Source organism: Sulfitobacter sp. TCYB15 (genome assembly GCF_040435955.1).
Taxonomy (GTDB): domain Bacteria; phylum Pseudomonadota; class Alphaproteobacteria; order Rhodobacterales; family Rhodobacteraceae; genus Sulfitobacter; species Sulfitobacter pontiacus.
In genome coordinates this window covers 1856643-1873992 of record NZ_CP159193.1, presented here as the reverse complement: position 1 = coordinate 1873992, position 17350 = coordinate 1856643, and the positions used below count along the sequence as shown (strand labels likewise).

The 17350-nt window shown below is 61.3% G+C and carries 19 protein-coding genes and 1 tRNA gene; 11 read left to right on the top strand and 9 right to left on the bottom strand.

Annotated elements, in window-relative coordinates; genetic code table 11:
- Positions 1-72: 72 nt before the first annotated feature.
- Positions 73-156 (bottom strand) — tRNA-Leu (locus tag ABM428_RS08955).
- Between the two features lie 123 nt (positions 157-279).
- On the opposite strand from ABM428_RS08955, the gene ABM428_RS08950 reads away from it, so the two are divergent.
- Entirely contained in the window at positions 280-858 is a 579-nt protein-coding gene (locus tag ABM428_RS08950; protein ID WP_009826966.1) for a YqaA family protein, read from the top strand.
- Complete coding sequence (locus ABM428_RS08945; RefSeq protein ID WP_353627860.1) at positions 858-1325, top strand: disulfide bond formation protein B; 468 nt, start codon at positions 858-860, stop codon at positions 1323-1325. Before ABM428_RS08950 ends, ABM428_RS08945 begins: the two co-directional genes overlap by 1 nt.
- An 18-nt stretch (positions 1326-1343) precedes the next feature.
- On the opposite strand, the gene ABM428_RS08940 is transcribed toward ABM428_RS08945, so the two are convergent.
- Positions 1344-1781 carry an Lrp/AsnC family transcriptional regulator gene (locus tag ABM428_RS08940; RefSeq protein ID WP_037944188.1) on the bottom strand — a complete coding sequence of 146 codons (438 nt, stop codon included), beginning with the start codon at positions 1779-1781 and terminating at the stop codon, positions 1344-1346.
- 111 nt (positions 1782-1892) lie between these two features.
- On the opposite strand from ABM428_RS08940, the gene rocF reads away from it, so the two are divergent.
- Both rocF and ABM428_RS08930 read left to right on the top strand, forming a co-directional pair.
- Entirely contained in the window at positions 1893-2813 is a 921-nt protein-coding gene (rocF, locus tag ABM428_RS08935; protein WP_005853343.1) for an arginase, read from the top strand.
- 21 nt (positions 2814-2834) lie between these two features.
- The gene (locus ABM428_RS08930) at positions 2835-3884 is read left to right on the top strand and encodes an ornithine cyclodeaminase (RefSeq protein WP_009826963.1); all 1050 of its coding nucleotides are present in this window, start codon (positions 2835-2837) and stop codon (positions 3882-3884) included.
- A 24-nt stretch (positions 3885-3908) separates the two neighbouring features.
- On the opposite strand, the gene ABM428_RS08925 is transcribed toward ABM428_RS08930, so the two are convergent.
- Together ABM428_RS08925 and dksA are read right to left on the bottom strand one after the other, a co-directional pair.
- Positions 3909-5078, bottom strand: a complete 1170-nt coding sequence (locus ABM428_RS08925; protein WP_132996656.1) for an FAD-dependent monooxygenase — start codon at positions 5076-5078, stop codon at positions 3909-3911.
- Positions 5079-5191: 113 nt separating this feature from the next.
- Positions 5192-5614, bottom strand: a complete 423-nt coding sequence (gene dksA, locus ABM428_RS08920; RefSeq protein ID WP_037945012.1) for an RNA polymerase-binding protein DksA — start codon at positions 5612-5614, stop codon at positions 5192-5194.
- Positions 5615-5777: 163 nt separating this feature from the next.
- Here dksA and ABM428_RS08915 point away from each other — a divergent pair, with 163 nt between their 5' ends.
- The 6 genes from ABM428_RS08915 (at position 5778) to ABM428_RS08890 (ending at position 11004) form a co-directional block, all read left to right on the top strand.
- Positions 5778-6617: a MoxR family ATPase gene (locus ABM428_RS08915; RefSeq protein WP_037945011.1), complete on the top strand. Its 840-nt coding sequence runs from the start codon at positions 5778-5780 to the stop codon at positions 6615-6617.
- 335 nt (positions 6618-6952) lie between these two features.
- Positions 6953-8317 carry a DUF2927 domain-containing protein gene (locus ABM428_RS08910; protein ID WP_353627859.1) on the top strand — a complete coding sequence of 455 codons (1365 nt, stop codon included), beginning with the start codon at positions 6953-6955 and terminating at the stop codon, positions 8315-8317.
- Between the two features lie 18 nt (positions 8318-8335).
- Entirely contained in the window at positions 8336-8509 is a 174-nt protein-coding gene (locus tag ABM428_RS08905) for a hypothetical protein (protein ID WP_005853331.1), read from the top strand.
- Between the two features lie 3 nt (positions 8510-8512).
- Positions 8513-9700: a VWA domain-containing protein gene (locus ABM428_RS08900; protein WP_306284814.1), complete on the top strand. Its 1188-nt coding sequence runs from the start codon at positions 8513-8515 to the stop codon at positions 9698-9700.
- Positions 9701-9783: 83 nt separating this feature from the next.
- Positions 9784-10209, top strand: coding sequence for an OsmC family protein (locus ABM428_RS08895; protein ID WP_009826959.1), 426 nt, complete (start codon positions 9784-9786; stop codon positions 10207-10209).
- 111 nt (positions 10210-10320) lie between these two features.
- Positions 10321-11004 (top strand): M48 family metalloprotease, encoded by a 684-nt coding sequence (locus tag ABM428_RS08890; RefSeq protein WP_009826958.1) that lies wholly within the window; start codon positions 10321-10323, stop codon positions 11002-11004.
- Here the strand turns inward: ABM428_RS08890 and ABM428_RS08885 are convergent.
- From ABM428_RS08885 to ABM428_RS08865, 5 genes are all read right to left on the bottom strand, one after another.
- Positions 11001-11546: an RSP_2648 family PIN domain-containing protein gene (locus tag ABM428_RS08885; protein WP_037944182.1), complete on the bottom strand. Its 546-nt coding sequence runs from the start codon at positions 11544-11546 to the stop codon at positions 11001-11003. The two genes, ABM428_RS08890 and ABM428_RS08885, sit on opposite strands and share 4 nt — an antisense overlap.
- Positions 11546-12772, bottom strand: a complete 1227-nt coding sequence (locus ABM428_RS08880; protein WP_353627858.1) for an RSP_2647 family RNA methyltransferase — start codon at positions 12770-12772, stop codon at positions 11546-11548. The genes ABM428_RS08885 and ABM428_RS08880 overlap by 1 nt, the downstream gene beginning before the upstream one ends.
- A 57-nt stretch (positions 12773-12829) precedes the next feature.
- On the bottom strand, positions 12830-13447 hold the full coding sequence (locus ABM428_RS08875) for a DUF6778 family protein (protein ID WP_005853320.1): 618 nt from the start codon (positions 13445-13447) through the stop codon (positions 12830-12832).
- 148 nt (positions 13448-13595) lie between these two features.
- Positions 13596-13868 (bottom strand): hypothetical protein, encoded by a 273-nt coding sequence (locus tag ABM428_RS08870; RefSeq protein WP_243250103.1) that lies wholly within the window; start codon positions 13866-13868, stop codon positions 13596-13598.
- Entirely contained in the window at positions 13865-16678 is a 2814-nt protein-coding gene (locus ABM428_RS08865; RefSeq protein WP_353627857.1) for a bifunctional [glutamine synthetase] adenylyltransferase/[glutamine synthetase]-adenylyl-L-tyrosine phosphorylase, read from the bottom strand. The genes ABM428_RS08870 and ABM428_RS08865 overlap by 4 nt, the downstream gene beginning before the upstream one ends.
- Before the next feature lie 227 nt (positions 16679-16905).
- Between ABM428_RS08865 and ABM428_RS08860 the strand changes: the two genes are divergently transcribed.
- Entirely contained in the window at positions 16906-17313 is a 408-nt protein-coding gene (locus ABM428_RS08860) for a DUF2852 domain-containing protein (RefSeq protein ID WP_260002320.1), read from the top strand.
- Positions 17314-17350 lie beyond the last annotated feature (37 nt).

Here is a 17350-nt window from a genome sequence, read left to right as displayed (position 1 = left end):
GGCTGCAACAGCAACCTTCACACCTATCGACGATCAAAACTGAATTTTACGGAAAGCCTTGCAAGAACAAGGTGGTACCCAAGGCCGGACTCGAACCGGCACGCCTCGCGGCGGGGGATTTTGAATCCCCTGCGTCTACCATTCCGCCACTTGGGCACAATGGGGGTCTGTTACCGTGCCACGCGCCCCACGGCAAGAGCAATTTTACCGCTTTTGCTTGACCCCGTCCGATTGTTCTGGTGTTGCCATTGAACAGAAAACAATACCGGAGACCGCAGTATGATCCGACGGCTATATGACTGGGTTCTGGGCCTGGCAAACCACCCGCACGCGCTTTGGGCCCTTGCGGTTGTGGCATTCCTTGAAAGCTCTGTTTTTCCCATTCCGCCGGATGTGCTGATGATCCCGATGATCCTTGCGCGCCCGAACCGTGCATGGCTCATCGCGGGGATCGCGCTGGTCGCGTCGGTCTTGGGGGGCCTGCTGGGATACGCCATCGGTGCGCTGGCTTTTGAACAACTGGGCCAACCGATCCTTGCCAGCCTTGGCAAAGGCGACGCGATGGCGGCATTCTCGGACCGGTTCAACGGCGTCGGCTTCTGGGCTGTGCTGACCGCAGGCGTCACGCCCTTCCCCTACAAGGTGATCACAATCATGTCGGGGTGGACGGGGATGCCACTGGCGACCTTTATTGTGACCTCGATCCTTGCGCGCGCGCTGCGGTTCTTCATCGTGGCGGCGCTGCTGTGGAAATTTGGCGCACCCATCCGCGACTTTATTGAACGCCGTCTGCCTTTGGTATTTACGGTCTTTGTCGTGCTGCTGTTCGGCAGCTTCTTCTTGCTGAGGTATCTGTGATGACGCGAAACACCTATGTCCTGATCGCTACGCTGGGGTCTGCTGCGCTGCTGTTGGGGGCCTTTGGGTTCCAACATATCGGCGGCTATGCGCCTTGCAAAATGTGCCTATGGCAGCGGTGGCCCCATGCGGCGGCGATTGCCATCGGGGTGATCGTGCTCTTTGGTGCGCCGCGGGCGTTGATCTGGCTTGGCGCGTTGTCGGTGGCGATCACGGGGCTGATCGGGGTTTATCATGCGGGTGTGGAATGGAAATTCTGGCCCGGACCGTCGTCCTGCACCGGCGGCGGCATGGACCTTGGCGCGATGAGCGGTAGCGATCTTCTGTCCACCAGCGCGCCGTCCGGTCTGGTCATGTGTGATGACATCGTATGGCAGCTTTTCGGCCTGTCCATGGCGGGTTGGAACGCGGTCATTTGTGCCATCCTGCTGGCGTTCTGGGTTTCTGCCGCGCGCACACCGCGCTGAACCATCTCGCAGGCCGCTCTATGAGGCGGCCTGCCCTGCTTTTCGCGTCTTGAGCAGAAGACTCGTCTCGCTCGCGACCACCCCGTCGAGCTTGCGGATGCGGGCCAGAACCTCGTCGAACTCCTCAAGCGTTTTGGTGCCGATCTCGACGATCACATCCCATCTGCCATTGGTCGAATGCACGGCACGCAACGCCGCCATTCCAGCCAGCGTGCGGGTGATGCGGTCAGCGCCACGGCCCTCGATCTCGATCATCATCAATCCGCGCACCGGATCGGCACGCACGTCCGAGCGCGTCACGACGGTAAAGCCCAGGATCTCTCCGCTTTGTTGCAAACGGGCGAGACGCGCGCGCACGGTGGTACGTGACAGCCGCAAGGCCGCCGCCAGATCAGACAGAGACGCCCGTGCATCGTCGCGCAGCGCTGCCAGAATTGCTTCGTCCGTTGTGTCCATATTGACTGTCCAGTTTGGTCAAATAATCTCCGATTTGGTCACTTTAGATGATTGTTTCTGACCAGACCAGCTAGATATCGTCTTGGAAACGTTGACGAAAGGATCTCACCCATGTCTGGACAAAACTGTATTCTTCTTGGGGCCCCGCTGGATAGCGGCAAGCGCCGGTTGGGCTGTCTGATGGGCCCCGATGCCTATCGCACCGCAGGATTGGCGGGCGCGCTGACCGACCTGGGCCATAGCGTCACAGACCGTGGCAATGTCGCGCCCGCGCCCTTCACGCCCGGCCAGCACCCGAAACTGCACGCGCTTGAGGAAACCATCGCCTGGACTCACAGTCTGGCCGAGGCCACCCAAGCCGCGTTACAAGACGGCACCCCGATCATCATGGGCGGCGATCATGCGCTTGCCTCCGGCACCGTCCTGGGCGCGATGCGCCATGCGCAGGCGCAGGAACGCCCCCTGTTTGTGCTGTGGCTGGACGCGCATAGCGATTTCCACACGCCCGAAAGCACCGACAGCGGCAACTTGCACGGCACGCCTTTGGGCTATGTGACGGGGCGCGAAGGCTTTGATGCCTTCCCCGATCTGCCCTACCCGCTGCCCCACGATAATATCGCCATCATTGGCCTGCGCTCTGTCGACGCGGCAGAGCGTGCGGCGCTGCAGGAAACCACCATCCAGCGCGTCGACATGCGCGAGATCGACGAGACGGGCATCGCCACGCCGCTGAACACCTTCCTTGAAAAGGTCGCTGCGGCGAACGGGATGCTGCATGTCTCGCTTGATGTGGATTTCCTTGATCCTTCCGTTGCCCCCGCGGTTGGCACGACTGTCCCCGGCGGTGCGACCGTGCGCGAAGGCCATCTGGTGATGGAAATGCTGCATGACAGCGGGCTGATGACCTCGCTTGATCTGGTAGAGCTGAACCCCTTTCTGGATGAACGGGGCCGCACCGCGCAGCTGATGGTCGATCTGGCCGCCTCTGCCTTTGGCCGCCGCGTATTCGACCGCCCAACCCGCGCCTATTGATTTGAGTAAAGGACCACGACCATGACCAATCTGACCCCCTCTGACAAGGCGCTGGTGCCCTTTGTTTCCGTCGACAATATGATGAAGCTGATCCATCACATCGGGATTGAACCCATGCTGATCGGGCTTGGGGAGTATATCGAGGCGGATTTCAAACGGTGGGAGCTGTTTGACAAGACCCCGCGCGTGGCCAGCCATTCGGAACAGGGCGTGATCGAGCTGATGCCTACCTCGGACGGCGAGGTCTACGGGTTCAAATACGTGAACGGCCACCCCTCGAACACCGCAGACGGATTGCAGACCGTGACCGCCTTTGGCCTGCTGGCGAATGTGGCCAACGGGTATCCTGTGTTGCTGTCCGAGATGACGATGCTGACGGCGCTGCGCACGGCGGCAACCTCTGCTGTGGTGGCGCGGTTGCTGGCCCCCAAGGGCGCGCATGTCATGGCGATGATCGGCAACGGGGCGCAATCCGAATTCCAGACCCTCGCCATGAAGGCCATCGTCGGCATCGACGAGGTGCGTCTGTACGACATCGACAAAGATGCCACCGCCAAATGCGCCGCCAACCTGCAAGGTCTGGGCATCAAGGTCGTGCCCTGCGACACCGCGGAAGAAGCGATGCTGGGCGCGCAGATCGTCACCACATGCACGGCGGACAAGCAATATGCCACCATCCTGACGGATAATATGGTCGGCAGCGGCATCCACATCAACGCCATCGGCGGCGACTGTCCGGGCAAGACCGAACTGGCACCCGCGATCCTGCACCGCGCAGGGATTTTTGTGGAATACCCCGAACAGACCCGGATCGAGGGCGAGATACAGCAGCTTGAACCGGATCACCCCGTGACCGAAATCTGGCAGGTGCTGACCGGTCAGGCGCAGGGGCGCACCGATGACAAGCAGATCACCCTGTTCGACAGCGTCGGCTTCGCGATCGAGGATTTCTCGGCGCTGCGCTATGTGCGCGACCAGATCAAGGCGACCGATCTGTTCGACCCGCTTGACCTGCTGGCCGACCCCGAAGATCCGCGGGATCTGTTCGGCATGTTGCAACGGGCCAAGTAACGGCGAAGTAAAGACGAAGTCAGCCTATTTCGGCGCGGTCACATCATGGTGGTACAGCCAGTTGAACGCGGCGACCATCGCCCAGGGTGCAAGGGTGCTGCCTAGTTTCAGTCCCAGATGCGCGGCCGACCGCAAAGGCCCGGGGCGCAAGTGATAGCGCGCGGCATTGCCTGCCGCCGCTTTGACAACACGGGTAACGCGGGGTCGGCGCAGGTTTTGATAGCGGGCGAGCGCCTGTTCTGCGGGGTGGTTCAGCACGCTGTCGGCCAGCACCCATGCATCTTCAAGCGCCATATTGGCCCCCTGCGCAAGGAACGGCAGCGTCGGATGCGCGGCATCCCCCAGCAAAGCAACCCCGCCCTGATGCCACGTCTGCGCAACCGGATGCAGGTGGAGCCCCCAAAGCGTGCAGGCCTCAGCCGCATTGATCATCGCGGCAGCCCGCCCGCCAAAACCCGCAAAAGCATTTCGCAGGTGTGCCGGATCGTCCGCATGGTTCCAGCCTTCGGCGGCCCAGCTGTCACGCTCTTCTACCGCGACCAGATTGACCAGCCGCCCGCCGCGCAAAGGGTAGCTGACCAGATGACGGCCCGGCCCCATGGTGACATGGGCTTCGTCGGGGTGGTTGAAATCATTGCGCACAACGGCGCGCCACGCGACCTGACCGGTGAACTTTGCCTGATCCGCGCCATTCAACACCGCACGCGCAGGGCTGTGGATCCCGCTGGCATCAACGATCAGCTCTGCCCGTCGACGCGACCCATCGGTCAGGCGCAGTTGCGGTGTGGCACCGGGGGTCACCTCTGCCACCTCGGCCCCGAGCTCTACCGTCACATTGCCCCTTTTGGCCGCGCCCAGCAGGATGTCCACCAGATCGGCGCGGTGCACGAACACATAGGGATATGCGCCCTGCCCGCGCATCAGGTCCAACCGCGCCACCCGCGCGCCGGCCTTGTAATCCTGCAAGACCACCGCCTGCCCGCGCACCGCCGCGCGTTCGGTCAGCTTGGCGTCGAGCCCCATGGCTCGCAACACCGCGATACCGTTAGGGCTGATCTGGAGACCGGCACCGACCTCGGTGATCGCCGGAGCCTGCTCCAGCAGCGTGACAGCCATGCCGCGGCGCGACAAAGCCGCTGCGGCGGCCAAGCCGCCGATACCCCCACCAATAACGATTGCGTTGCTGATGCCCATTTCGCTTTAGCCTGTCTTGCCAGCTTCATACACAAAAGCGCCGGGCTCTCACCGCGGCGCTTTCATTATCATTCTCGCGCAAATGCGACCATTTGCGGCCCGTTACCGGACGATCAATCGTCGCGGTGGACTTTCTCGCGGCGCTCGTGACGCTCTTGCGCCTCAAGGCTCATCGTGGCGATTGGACGCGCATCCAGACGTTTCAGCGAAATCGGCTCTCCGGTGACAGAGCAGTAGCCGAATTCACCCTCATCGATGCGGCGCAGCGCCCCGTCGATCTTGCTGACCAGTTTGCGGGCGCGGTCCCGTGTGCGCAGTTCCAGCGCGCGGTCCGTTTCCTCGGAGGCGCGATCGTTCACATCGGGGATGTTGCGTGTCCCGTCTTGCAAGCCCTCGATCGTGTCCCGGCTTCCCGCCAGCAGCTCGGCTTTCCAGTTCAATAGTTTGCGTCTGAAGTATTCGACTTGCCGATCATTCATGAACGGCTCGTCTTCGGCAGGTGTATAACCATCCGCCAAAAAAACTTCCTGCTTCATATCATTCCCCATCGCGGTCTTAAATCCTGTCATGAAGGCGCGTCTCCCGACATCACTCCCGTGGCGTGCATCTAACGCAGCGTTAGCGGATTGTCACTACACAATGCTTATGTTTGTTGGTTTAAGGACCAAGAATAGCGCGTTGAAGAAGGTTGAAAACAAGATGAAATTCCAAGGTACTCAAGATTACGTCGCCACAGATGACCTCACGATTGCGGTGAATGCGGCTGTAACGCTGGAACGACCTCTGCTTGTAAAAGGTGAGCCCGGCACAGGCAAAACGGAACTAGCCCGACAAGTGTCAGCCGCCCTTGGCCTGCCCATGATCGAATGGAACATCAAATCAACCACCCGTGCGCAACAGGGTCTATACGAATATGACGCCGTCAGCCGCCTGCGCGACAGCCAGCTTGGCGAAGAGCGTGTGCATGATGTCAAAAACTACATCCGCAAGGGCAAGCTGTGGCAGGCGTTTGAGGCCGAAGGCAAAACCGTGTTGCTGATCGACGAGATCGACAAGGCCGACATCGAATTTCCCAACGACCTTTTGCAAGAGCTCGATAAGATGGAGTTCTTCGTCTACGAGACTGGCGAGACGATCAAAGCCGAAAACCGCCCCATCGTCATCATCACCTCGAACAATGAAAAAGAGCTGCCCGACGCCTTTTTGCGCCGCTGCTTCTTCCACTACATCCAGTTCCCCGAGATGGACACGCTGCGCAAGATCGTCGAGGTCCACCACCCCGGCATCAAGGAATCCCTGTTGACCACGGCGCTGACCCAATTCTACGAAATCCGCGAACAGCAAGGGCTGAAGAAAAAACCATCCACGTCGGAAGTGCTGGATTGGCTTAAGCTGTTGCTGGCCGAAGATATGGATGCCGCCGATCTGAAAAAAGACGGCAAGTCCGCCCTGCCAAAGCTGCACGGGGCGCTGCTGAAAAACGAACAGGACGTGCATCTGTTCGAACGGCTTGCTTTCATGGCACGCGCGCAAAAGTGACCCCAAAGGGGCGCGGTGCGCCGCGCCCCGATCCCGCATAAAGCGAATATCCAACCGCCCGCGCGTTATTTCACGGCTGCAAACGCGCCCGTCCTATTTGTGACGTCTAAGCAACGATGGTCATAAGCCTGCCTTATTTGTTAACATTTTTCTCTGTTTTGACATGGTTGCTCCCTAGAATGGTCTGGATGGCGGGCGAAAAACACCTGTAATCAGCTCAAAAGGGCAGTCAGGTAGATGATGGATATGATTTTTGCACCGTTCGTGCGCCGCGTGTTGGAGACTGTTAAAGTTGTCCTTGCGGTACCTGCACCTGCCACAACGGGGTCGCATCCATGAAGAAATACCTTTTGCTGCCCTTGATGCTCGCGATCAGCGCCTGCGTTCCGGCCTCGCATCCCGGTGTGGTGACCCGCGCCGCGATGGAACCCGCCTCAACCTCTTCTTTGCCCGCGATGAAACGGTTCACCGTGCATCAATCGCTGCCGGCACCGCGATCCAACAACGACCTCAGCCTCGATTTTATCGAACTGTCGTTCCGCATGGAAAGCGGCAAGGAACTGCCCGTTTTCACCCGTTTCGAAGGTCCGGTCACCGTGCGCGTCATCGGTGCGCCGCCCCCGACCCTTGGCCCCGATCTGACCGCGCTGCTCAATCGCTTGCGGCAAGAGGCCCGGATCGACATCAGCCCCACCAGCGGCCCGAATGCCAATATCACCGTCGAAGCTGTCAGCCGTCGCACCATCAGCAAGGTGCTACCCCAGGCCGCATGCTTTGTGGCCCCGAATGTCAGCAGCCTTGATGAATACAAGAAAGTTCGCCGCACCGCGCAGACCAACTGGTCCTTGCTGAAAACCCGCAGCCGCGTGTCGATCTTCATCCCCAATGACGCCAGCCCGCAAGAGGTCCGCGATTGTTTGCACGAAGAACTGGCCCAAGCGCTTGGTCCTCTCAACGATCTGTATCGCCTGCCGGATTCCGTCTTTAACGATGACAACGTGCATACGGTGCTGACCGGATTTGATATGATGATCCTGCGCGCCTACTACGATCCGGCGCTGCGGTCGGGCATGACACGGGGCCAAGTGGCAAACGCCCTGCCGGGTATTCTGGCGCGGATCAATCCGGGCGGCACATCGACCAAAGCACGCTTCCTGACCCGCACCCCCCGCGCCTGGAATGCCGCCGTTCAGGGCGCGCTCGGGCCCGGACGCTCCAGCGGGCAACGCCAGGACGCGGCCTATAGCGCCATCAAGATCGCACAAAGTCTGGGCTGGCAGGATCACCGCCGCGCGTTTGCCCATTACGCCATGGGACGCGCGTTGCAATCGGGTGATGCCGAAGCCGCGCATGAACAATACAAGATGTCCGACCTCTTCTACGCCCGCACCCCCGACACCGATCTGCACCGCGCCTATGTGGCGACGCAACTGGGGGCCTATTCGGTCTCAAAGGGTCAGGGTGCCGAAGCGCTACGTCTGATCGCGCCGCATATCGACACCGCACGTCGCCGCGAGAACGCCGCCCTGCTCAGCACCCTGCTGTTGCTGCGTGCCGAAGCGCTCGAGCTTGAGAACCGCGCGGCCGAGGCACAGGCCGTCAGGGTGGACAGTTTGGGCTGGGCACGGTACGGATTTGGCTCTGACTGGGCTGTGCGGGCCAAAATGCGCGAGATCGCGTCGCTTAACCCGCTCAAATAACTAGCGAAACGGGTTAAAATGATCGTCATACTTCTCGCCGTGATCGGCGCTGTTATCGGGGGGCTGACCGCCCGTAAACGCAACGGCAACCGCAAGGATATCGCACAATACGCAGCCGGGTTTGCGATGGCCTTTATCATCGTCGGCATGATCCTTACAGTCGTTCTGGACCGAGTCCTAACCGGAGCGTAATTCATGTTTCTGCCGTTCTTTGACCAACTGCGCCAACACAAGGTGCCGGTGTCCATGCGCGAGTTTCTCGCCTTTCTCGACGGGATGGCAGCCGGGCTCGCGACCTATGATGTCGATGCCTTCTACTATCTCGCGCGCACCAGCATGGTTAAAGACGAACGCAACATCGACAAGTTCGACCGCGCCTTTGCGGCTGCCTTCTCGGGCCTCGAAAACATCAGCCTCGACGATGTGATGGAGGCCGTGGACATCCCGCACGAGTGGCTGGAAAAAATGGCCGAAAAGCACCTCACCCCCGAGGAAAAGGCCGAGATCGAAGCCGCAGGCGGTTTTGACAAGCTGATGGAGACGCTGCGCAAACGGCTCGAGGAACAGAAAGGCCGCCATCAGGGGGGCAATAAATGGGTCGGCACCGCAGGCACCTCGCCCTTCGGGGCCTATGGCTACAACCCCGAAGGCGTCCGCATCGGCCAGAATGAATCGCGCCACCAGCGCGCGGTCAAGGTCTGGGACAAACGCGAATTCAAAAACCTCGACGACACGGTCGAACTGGGCACCCGCAACATCAAGGTCGCGCTGAAACGTCTGCGCCGGTGGGCCCGTGACGGCGCCAATGACGAACTTGATCTGGGCGGCACCATCCGTGCGACGGCGGAACACGGCTACCTCGATGTCAAAACCCGCCCCGAGCGGCGCAACGCGGTCAAGGTGCTGCTGTTCTTGGATGTGGGTGGTTCGATGGACCCGCATATCAAAACCGTTGAAGAACTGTTCAGCGCAGCCAAGTCCGAATTCAAACACCTCGAACACTTCTACTTCCACAACTGCCTGTATGAAGGCGTCTGGCGTGACAACCGCCGCCGCTGGACGGAACAGTTGGACACGATGGAAGTGCTGCGCACCTACGGGCCGGATTACAAATGCATTTTCGTGGGCGACGCGTCCATGTCCCCTTACGAAATCGCCTACCCCGGTGGCGCCAATGAACACTGGAACGCCGAGGCCGGATCGGTCTGGCTCTCTCGGGCGCGCGAACAATGGAACAGCAACCTCTGGATCAACCCGATCCCCGAGAAATACTGGCCCTACACACAATCCATCAAGATGGTGCAGGAAATCTTCGGCGCAGAGGCCATGGTGCCCATGACCCTCGACGGGCTGAGCCGCGGGATGAAGACCCTGACCCGGTAATCAGCCGCCACCCCACCACAGATCGGAACATTCCACCGCGCCCCGCGTTTTCACCATGAACCCAAATGGTGAAAGGAATTCCCATGATCAAGAAATCAGGCTCCGCAAAATGGACAGGCAACCTCAAAGAGGGCAAAGGCCATGTCTCCACCCAGACCGGCGTGATCAGCGACCAGCCCTACGGCTTTAACACCCGTTTCGAAGGCAAAGACGGCACCAACCCCGAAGAGCTGATCGGCGCGGCCCATGCGTCCTGTTTCTCCATGGCGCTGTCGATGATCCTTGAAGACTACGATCTGGTCGCCGATAGCATCGAAACCAAGGCCACGGTCTTCCTTGAACAAAAAGACGGCGGCTTCCATGTGCCGAAGATTCACCTTGATGTGGAATGTGTCATCCCCAACGCCACACAAGAGCAGTTCGAAGAGGCGACCAAAACCGCCAAGGAGAACTGCCCCATCTCCAAACTGATGACCGCCGAAATCACGATGGACGCAAAACTGTCCTGACCCTGCCCCAGGGGCCGCGCCCGCCCGCGGCCCCTACCACGCCCCCTTCACCCTTTTCCCAAATACTCATTCCACCCTTGCACCCCGCGTACCTGCGTCCATATTGGGTGGATGATCCGCATCCTCCCCATACTTCTCGCCGTGCTCTACGGGCTTGCCATGTATCGCTTTTCCGCTTGGCGCACCGCGAAGGAACTGGATGAAAAATCGACTGAACTGCTCGACCCTGCCCTGCGCGAGATGACATCGAAACTGGCCAGCGCCCTCGATCTGCCGCGGATCAAGGTCCATATATACGAAGTCGCCCCCGTCAATGGTCTTGCCGCCCCCGATGGGCGGATCTTCATTACCCGCGGTTTTTACGAGAAATTCAAATCCGGTGCCGTCACCGCCGAGGAACTCGCGAGCGTGATTGCACATGAGCTCGGCCATGTGGCCTTGGGGCATTCACGGCGACGGATGATCGATTTTTCCGGCCAGAATGCCATGCGCGCGGCGCTTGGGATGATCTTGGGGCGTATCCTCCCCGGTGTCGGCATCTGGATCGCCAATATGCTGGCGACGCTCCTGGCCGCGCGCCTGTCGCGCAGCGATGAGTACGAGGCGGACGCCTATGCCGCCGCCCTGCTGACCAAAGCGGGTATCGGCATCGCGCCACAGATTTCCTTGTTCGAGAAGCTGGAGGCACTGACCCAAAGCAACCACGGCACCGCCCCCGCCTGGCTGCTGAGCCACCCGAAGACGGCTGACAGGATCGGTGCGCTTACTGCGCTGCAAACCGCCTGGGACCGTTAACCAAGCGCCTTTGCCAGCCGCGGCAGCCGTGCTTTCTTCAGCAACGGTCGCATCTCCCACGGATGGCCTGACAGGCGGCGTGCCTCTTCCAGAACATGTGCGGCTACAGCTTCCATCACCTGCGGCTGCGCCAGCCAGACGCCGTGCAGATAGCTGTCGGGATCGACCCGCGCCAACCCCTCCTCAGCCAAGGTGCCACGGGGGAAATCCTTGGCATTCAGTGTCATTATAATATCGGCATGGCCGGTGATCGCGGCGGCCAGCACATGCACATCGTTTTCATCCGGCAGGTACAGCCGTGCCGCCACACCGGGGCTCGGGGGCACTTCCGCCTTGGGCCAGGCGGCGCGCAGCAAGGCGATCTCTGCGCGGGCCTGTGCCTCGCCCTCGGGGCCAAGCTTGATCGCGGCGCGCGCCCATTCTTCCAACAGGCGCGCGGACCACAGCGGTTCAAACACCCCCGCCCGCGCCGCGCCCATCACCATCTCGCGCATGACGGTGGGATAGAGCACGCAGGCGTCAATCAGGATGCGCAGCGCCATTACAGGCGGAAGAACAACGACTTGAGGTATCCCGTCTCCGCCAGTTGCGGCAGCTGCGGGTGGTCAGGTCCGGCGAAACCGGTGTGCAGCAGCGCTGCGCGCCGTCCCGCACGACCGATACCGCGCACAGATGCGGTGCGGAACTGCGTCAGATCCGCCGCATGGGAACAGGAACACAGACCCAGCACGCCGTTTTCGGCCACCAGTTGCGCCGCCAGACGCGCCACACGTTCATAGGCGCGCAGACCGGCTTCAAGCGCGGGTTTACCGGGGGCAAAGGCGGGCGGATCGCAGATCACCACGTCGAACTCTTCGCCCTCGGCCCGCAGTGCTGTCAGGATGTCAAAGGCATCGCCTTGGCGCGTGGCAAAACGGTCCGTGACGCCCATAGCCTCCGCGCCCTGCTGCGCCAGCTCAAGCGCGGGTGCCGATCCATCGACCGCAACCGCAGAAGACGCGCCATTTGCCAGCGCGGCGAGTGAGAACCCGCCAACATGGGCGAAGACATCCAGCACGCGTTTGCCTTTGGACAGGTTCGCCGCGAAGGCGTGGTTCGGGCGTTGGTCGTAGAACAGGCCGGTTTTCTGGCCGCCGGTGAGGTCAGCCATATAGATAGCACCATTCATCGGCACTTGCACAGGCGCGCTTGGTGCCTCGCCGTGCAACACTCCGCTTACGTCATCCAGCCCTTCAAGGCTGCGGGTCCGGCCCGACGCGTTCTTGAGCACGTGGCGCACGCCGGTTTGTTCCACCAACGCTGCTGTCAGCGCATCGATATGCACATCAGCCCATGCGGCGTTGGCCTGAATGACGGCTGTATCGCCAAAGCGGTCGATCACCACACCGGGCAACCCATCGGCTTCGGCGTGGATCAACCGGTAATAGGGTGCGTCATACATCTGGTCACGCAGCTGCACGGCGCGATTGATATGGGCCTCGAACCAGTTCTGGTTCACCACGGCTTGCGCGTTCTGGTCCAGCATCCGGCAGAAGATCTTGGAGGCCGGGTTCACCGTGACCACCCCCATCACCTGACGGGCACTGTCTTCCAGCAGCGCGAGACTGCCGGGCGCAAGCGCCTTGGTGCGGCGGTCGGTGACCATTTCATTGGCATAAACCCAGGGAAACCCGTGCCGGATGGCGCGGGCATTCGCCTTGGGCAGCAGGCGCACCACAGGCAAATCGGAAGGGTCGGTCGAAGCGGGAGGGGAAAGGGGCGTTGTCATACCGCCCCCATTAGTCGGTTCCGCGCGTTTGGGGAAGCGCAGAGTTCGATTGCTGCCTTAATAGGCGGCAAGTTTCGTGCGTTTATAGCTGCCCGGTGTGGCGAGCTGCTGTTCGATCGCACGGGCCAGATCATGGATCATAACCGCATTGTCCGGCTGCGCCTCTGCGACGGGGGGCGCAAAGCTGCTCAGCTCTACCGCGACCTGACGGGGTTCGGCCAACGGGTTGCCATTGCGGGCATCGACAACGGTCAGGATAAACTCTGCCGACGGGGCTTCCGAGGCGGGGTTGTAGAACCGCAAGACCTCGACCTCCAGCGCGGCGGGCACGGGACCATAGGCGGTCACTGCCCCTTGGCGGATTGCGGCCTCGAAGATCGCGCGCACCTGATCGCGGCGGTCAGTGTCTGCTTCGCCATGCCAGACGATGTCGGCCGATTGCAGCAGGCTTGGCGCTTGTGCGACCCGCAGGTGGTCGGGCACAGAGACGTTGGTGTGCTGGATATGCACCGCGTCCAGCAACGTATCGGGCTGGTAGGCGTTCAGATTGTCCAGCAAGGACATGCGGGTCGAGGATGTGTCATACATCGCATTCCGGCTGGCAATATCCGCCGGTGCACAACCGGACACGGCAGCGGCACAGGCCAAAGCGATCAACAGTTTATGATGTTTCATTTACCCCTCCAAAAGCTGCTGACGATACGGATTGTGCAGCCATGTAACGGTAATGCTGCTCAATTAAGGCAGGAATGGGGCAAGAATGTTCAAAACCTAAGGCATCATTAGGGTATTTCGGCACGTTTACGCCTTAATGTCGGCCTGTCTAGCTGCGCGGTCGGGTGCGCCAGCCGCCGCGCCGCCGGGGCGTGGCCATGTCGATCAACCCCTCTTGCATCACCTGGGTCATGGGATGGTCTTGGTTCTCTGCTGTCACGCTGTCCAACAAGGCGCGCAGGGCGGCTTTGGTATCTGCTTCCGCTGGCAGGCTGAGCGCCCAATCCAGAAAGATTGATCGACACTCCGCCTGTGTGATCCCCTCTATGCGGTAGGATTCAAAGATCAGCCCTTTGGGATCGTTGGGGTCCCCTTTGCTCATGTCCCGCCCCCATCCGCCTTGTCCACGTAAGCGGCCAGTGCATCGGCGATGATCGTCGCGGCCTGATCGTAGCTTTGCGCGAGATGCGCGTGCAGTTCTTCGGGCGTGTCCACATCGAGGGAGCGGCACAGAAACCGCAAACCCGCCTGCCCCAGAGAATCCTCGCGCAGAACAGAGGATGACAGCAGCCGCGTCGCGGATTGCAGCGCCCAGCAGGTGCGGTAGACGCGGCGCAGCACCTCTGCCTGATCGGCAGTGATGACGTTCTGCGCCTCCGCATCCCCGAGCGCAGAGGTGATATCCCGCGCCGTGGTGCCCGCCAGCAAGGCCCCGGCCTGCGCCAGCAATTCGATATCCTGCAAGCGCCCCGGCCCGTTCTTGGCATCCCAGATGCCGCCGGCCACCTTGGCTGTTGCCAGACGTGCGCGCATCGCCGCGACCTCGTGCAGGGTATCGGCACGGTCGCGCGAACGGGCGAGCACCCTGTCGCACAGGCGCGCAACATCCTGCATCAGATCATCGGGGCCGGTCACACAATCGGCGCGGGTCAGTGCCAGATGCTCCCACACCCAGGCCTGCCCCATCTGATAGCTTTCAAAACTCGCTAAACTGGTCGCGACCGGCCCCTGCGTCCCCGACGGGCGCAAGCGCATGTCCACTTCGTAGAGCTTGCCCTGGGCCATCGGCGCGGTCATCGCGGTGATCATCGCCTGCGTCAACCGCGCATAATACAGCCGCGACGCCAGCGGGCGCTTGCCGTCAGAGCTTTCGACGCCAGCGGAATCGTAGACCACAATCATATCCAGATCAGAGGCAGCGGTCAGGCGGCGCGCGCCAAGTGACCCCATCCCGACCAGCACCGCACCGCGCCCGGGCGGCGGCCCGTGACGGCGCGAGAATTCGTCGATCACCACCGGCCAGAGCCCGCGCAACACCGCCCGCGCCAGATCGGCATATTGCGCTCCAACCGTCGCGGCATCAATCAGCCCGCGCAGGTGATGCACCCCGATCCGGAAATGCCATTCCTTGGCCCATCGACGACAGGTATCCAGCCGCGTCTCATAATCCTCTTCGGCCTCCAGCACCTCTGTCAGACTGTCGACCAAAGCGTCCTCTGCCGGCCATTCGCTGAAGAAATCACCGCCGATCACCGCGTCGAACACCTGCGCATTACGCGACAGATAGGCAGCGAGCGCAGGTGACGCGCTGACGATATCAACAAGCAAATCAGAGAGTTGCGGGTTGATCTTCAACAAAGAGAATAACTGCACCCCCGCGGGCAGACCGCCAAGAAAGCCGTCGAAGGCCAGCAATGCCTCGTCCGGTTTGGTGGCCCGTGCGAGACGCGCCAGCAATCCGGGTTTCAGCTCTGCAAAAAGCTCCGCCCCCCGGGCGCTGCGCAAGGCGGGGTAGTTCAGCCACCGATCCACGATCGCGGCGTCAAAGACATGTTCCTCGGGCGCGGCAGCCGCTTCAGGGCGTGAGGTCGAGCCCGCAAAGAACCCTTCGGTCAGTTGGTGAACCTCTTCGAGCCGCCGTTCAAGGTCACTGCGCAGCGCGGGGACATCCATATCCATCATCGCGGCCAGCCGGTCGAACCCCTCTTCGGTTTGGGGCAACGTATGGGTCTGGGCGTCACGGATCATCTGCACGCGGTGCTCCACGGTACGATGCGCCAGGTAGTGATCGCACAGCGTCTCGGCCACTTCTGAGGGGATCCATTCCTTTTCCGCCAGCACGGCCATGCCTTCGCAGGTGCCGCGCACGCGCAGATCTGCGTCGCGCCCACCGGCGATCAGCTGACGGGTCTGGGTGAAAAATTCGATCTCGCGGATACCGCCGCGCCCCAACTTCATATTATGCCCCGAAAGCGAGACACTGCCCCCCAACCCTTTGTGCTCGCGGATCGCAAGGCGCATGTCATGGGCGTCCTGAATCGCGGCAAAATCCAGATGCTTGCGCCAGACGAAGGGCCGCAGCACCGAGAGGAACTGATCACCCGCCGCCAGATCGCCCGCCGCAGGGCGTGCCTTGATATAGGCGGCACGCTCCCATGTGCGGCCCAGACTTTCGTAATACCGTTCTGCCGCTTCCATCGCGATGCACACGGGCGTCACACCGGAATCGGGCCGCAGCCGCAGGTCTGTGCGAAAGACATAGCCCTCGCCCGTGAGATCGTTGAGCGTCCCGCTCATCGCACGTGTGGCGCGAACAAAGGCGGTGCGGGCGTCGTGAAAATCGCTGGCGTCAAAGCGCGTTTCGTCGAACAGGCAGATCAGATCGATATCGGACGAATAATTCAGCTCGCGCGCGCCCATCTTGCCCATAGCCAGCACGACCATGCCTGCGCCGCTGTCGGCGTCCTCTTCCGTCATGCCGGGCAGCTTGCCGCGTTTGATCTGCGCTTTCAGACCTGCGGTCAGCGCGGCTTGGGCGGCGGCGTCGGCGAAATCGGTCAGCGCGCCGGTCACCTCCTCCAGCGACCAAGCCCCTGCCAGATCAGCCAGCCCCGTCATCAGCGCCACGCGCCGTTTGCCCTGCCGTAGATGACTGGACAACTGGTCTGGGGGCACCGCGCCCGCGCTGTCGATCACCTGCTGCACCGCCCCTGCGGGATCATCGAAGGCCACACGACACCAGTCGGTTTCCTTTTGCATCAACCCCAGAAGATAGGGCGACGTCGATCCCGCCCCCGCCACAAGCGCGGCAATTTCGGACGGCGCATCGGGAAAGAGGGCGCGCGCATCCTGCGCCTGATCGGCCGTAAAGATGCGGGGACAGCGGGTGATCTGACTGGCAAGTGTTCTCATACGCCAAGCATTCGCTGGTTCTATGCCCGTCGTCAATGGCGCCGTGACACCTGCTAACCCCCACCAAACACGTGCAAATCCAAATAATGTAAAAAAGATTTACATTATCCCTTGCAAACCACAGGGCGCACCCCGATCTAATGTAATGTGAAAGGCATTTACATTGCCCGCCACCGCACCGGCCCGCAGCGTTCAGGGCCACCACACTCTGACCGAAAGGGAACTTGATGACACAGACCTATGCACCCACCTACACCGCACAACGCAGTTGGCTGGGCCGTACCGAGGACTTTCTTGACGACAAGGGCAAAGGGGCCTGGATCGCCGCCATGGTTGTCGGTTTCATTCTTTTCTGGCCGCTTGGCCTCGCCCTTCTTGCCTATATGATCTGGAGCAAACGCATGTTTAAATCTTCGTCTTGCAGCAAACGCGCCCGCCGTGGGTCTATCACCGGGCGTTCAACCGGAAACGCCGCCTTTGATGCCTATAAGGCCGACACCCTGGCCCGTCTGGAGGAAGAGCAAACCAATTTTGAAGCCTTCCTGAGCCGTCTGCGCGAAGCCAAGGACAAGGCAGAGTTCGACCAGTTCATGGCCGAAGGCTCCAAAAACGAAGATGATGCGCAAAAGGCCTAAAGCCTGCGCGTTCAATCAACACCCCCTCCGCCTTGGC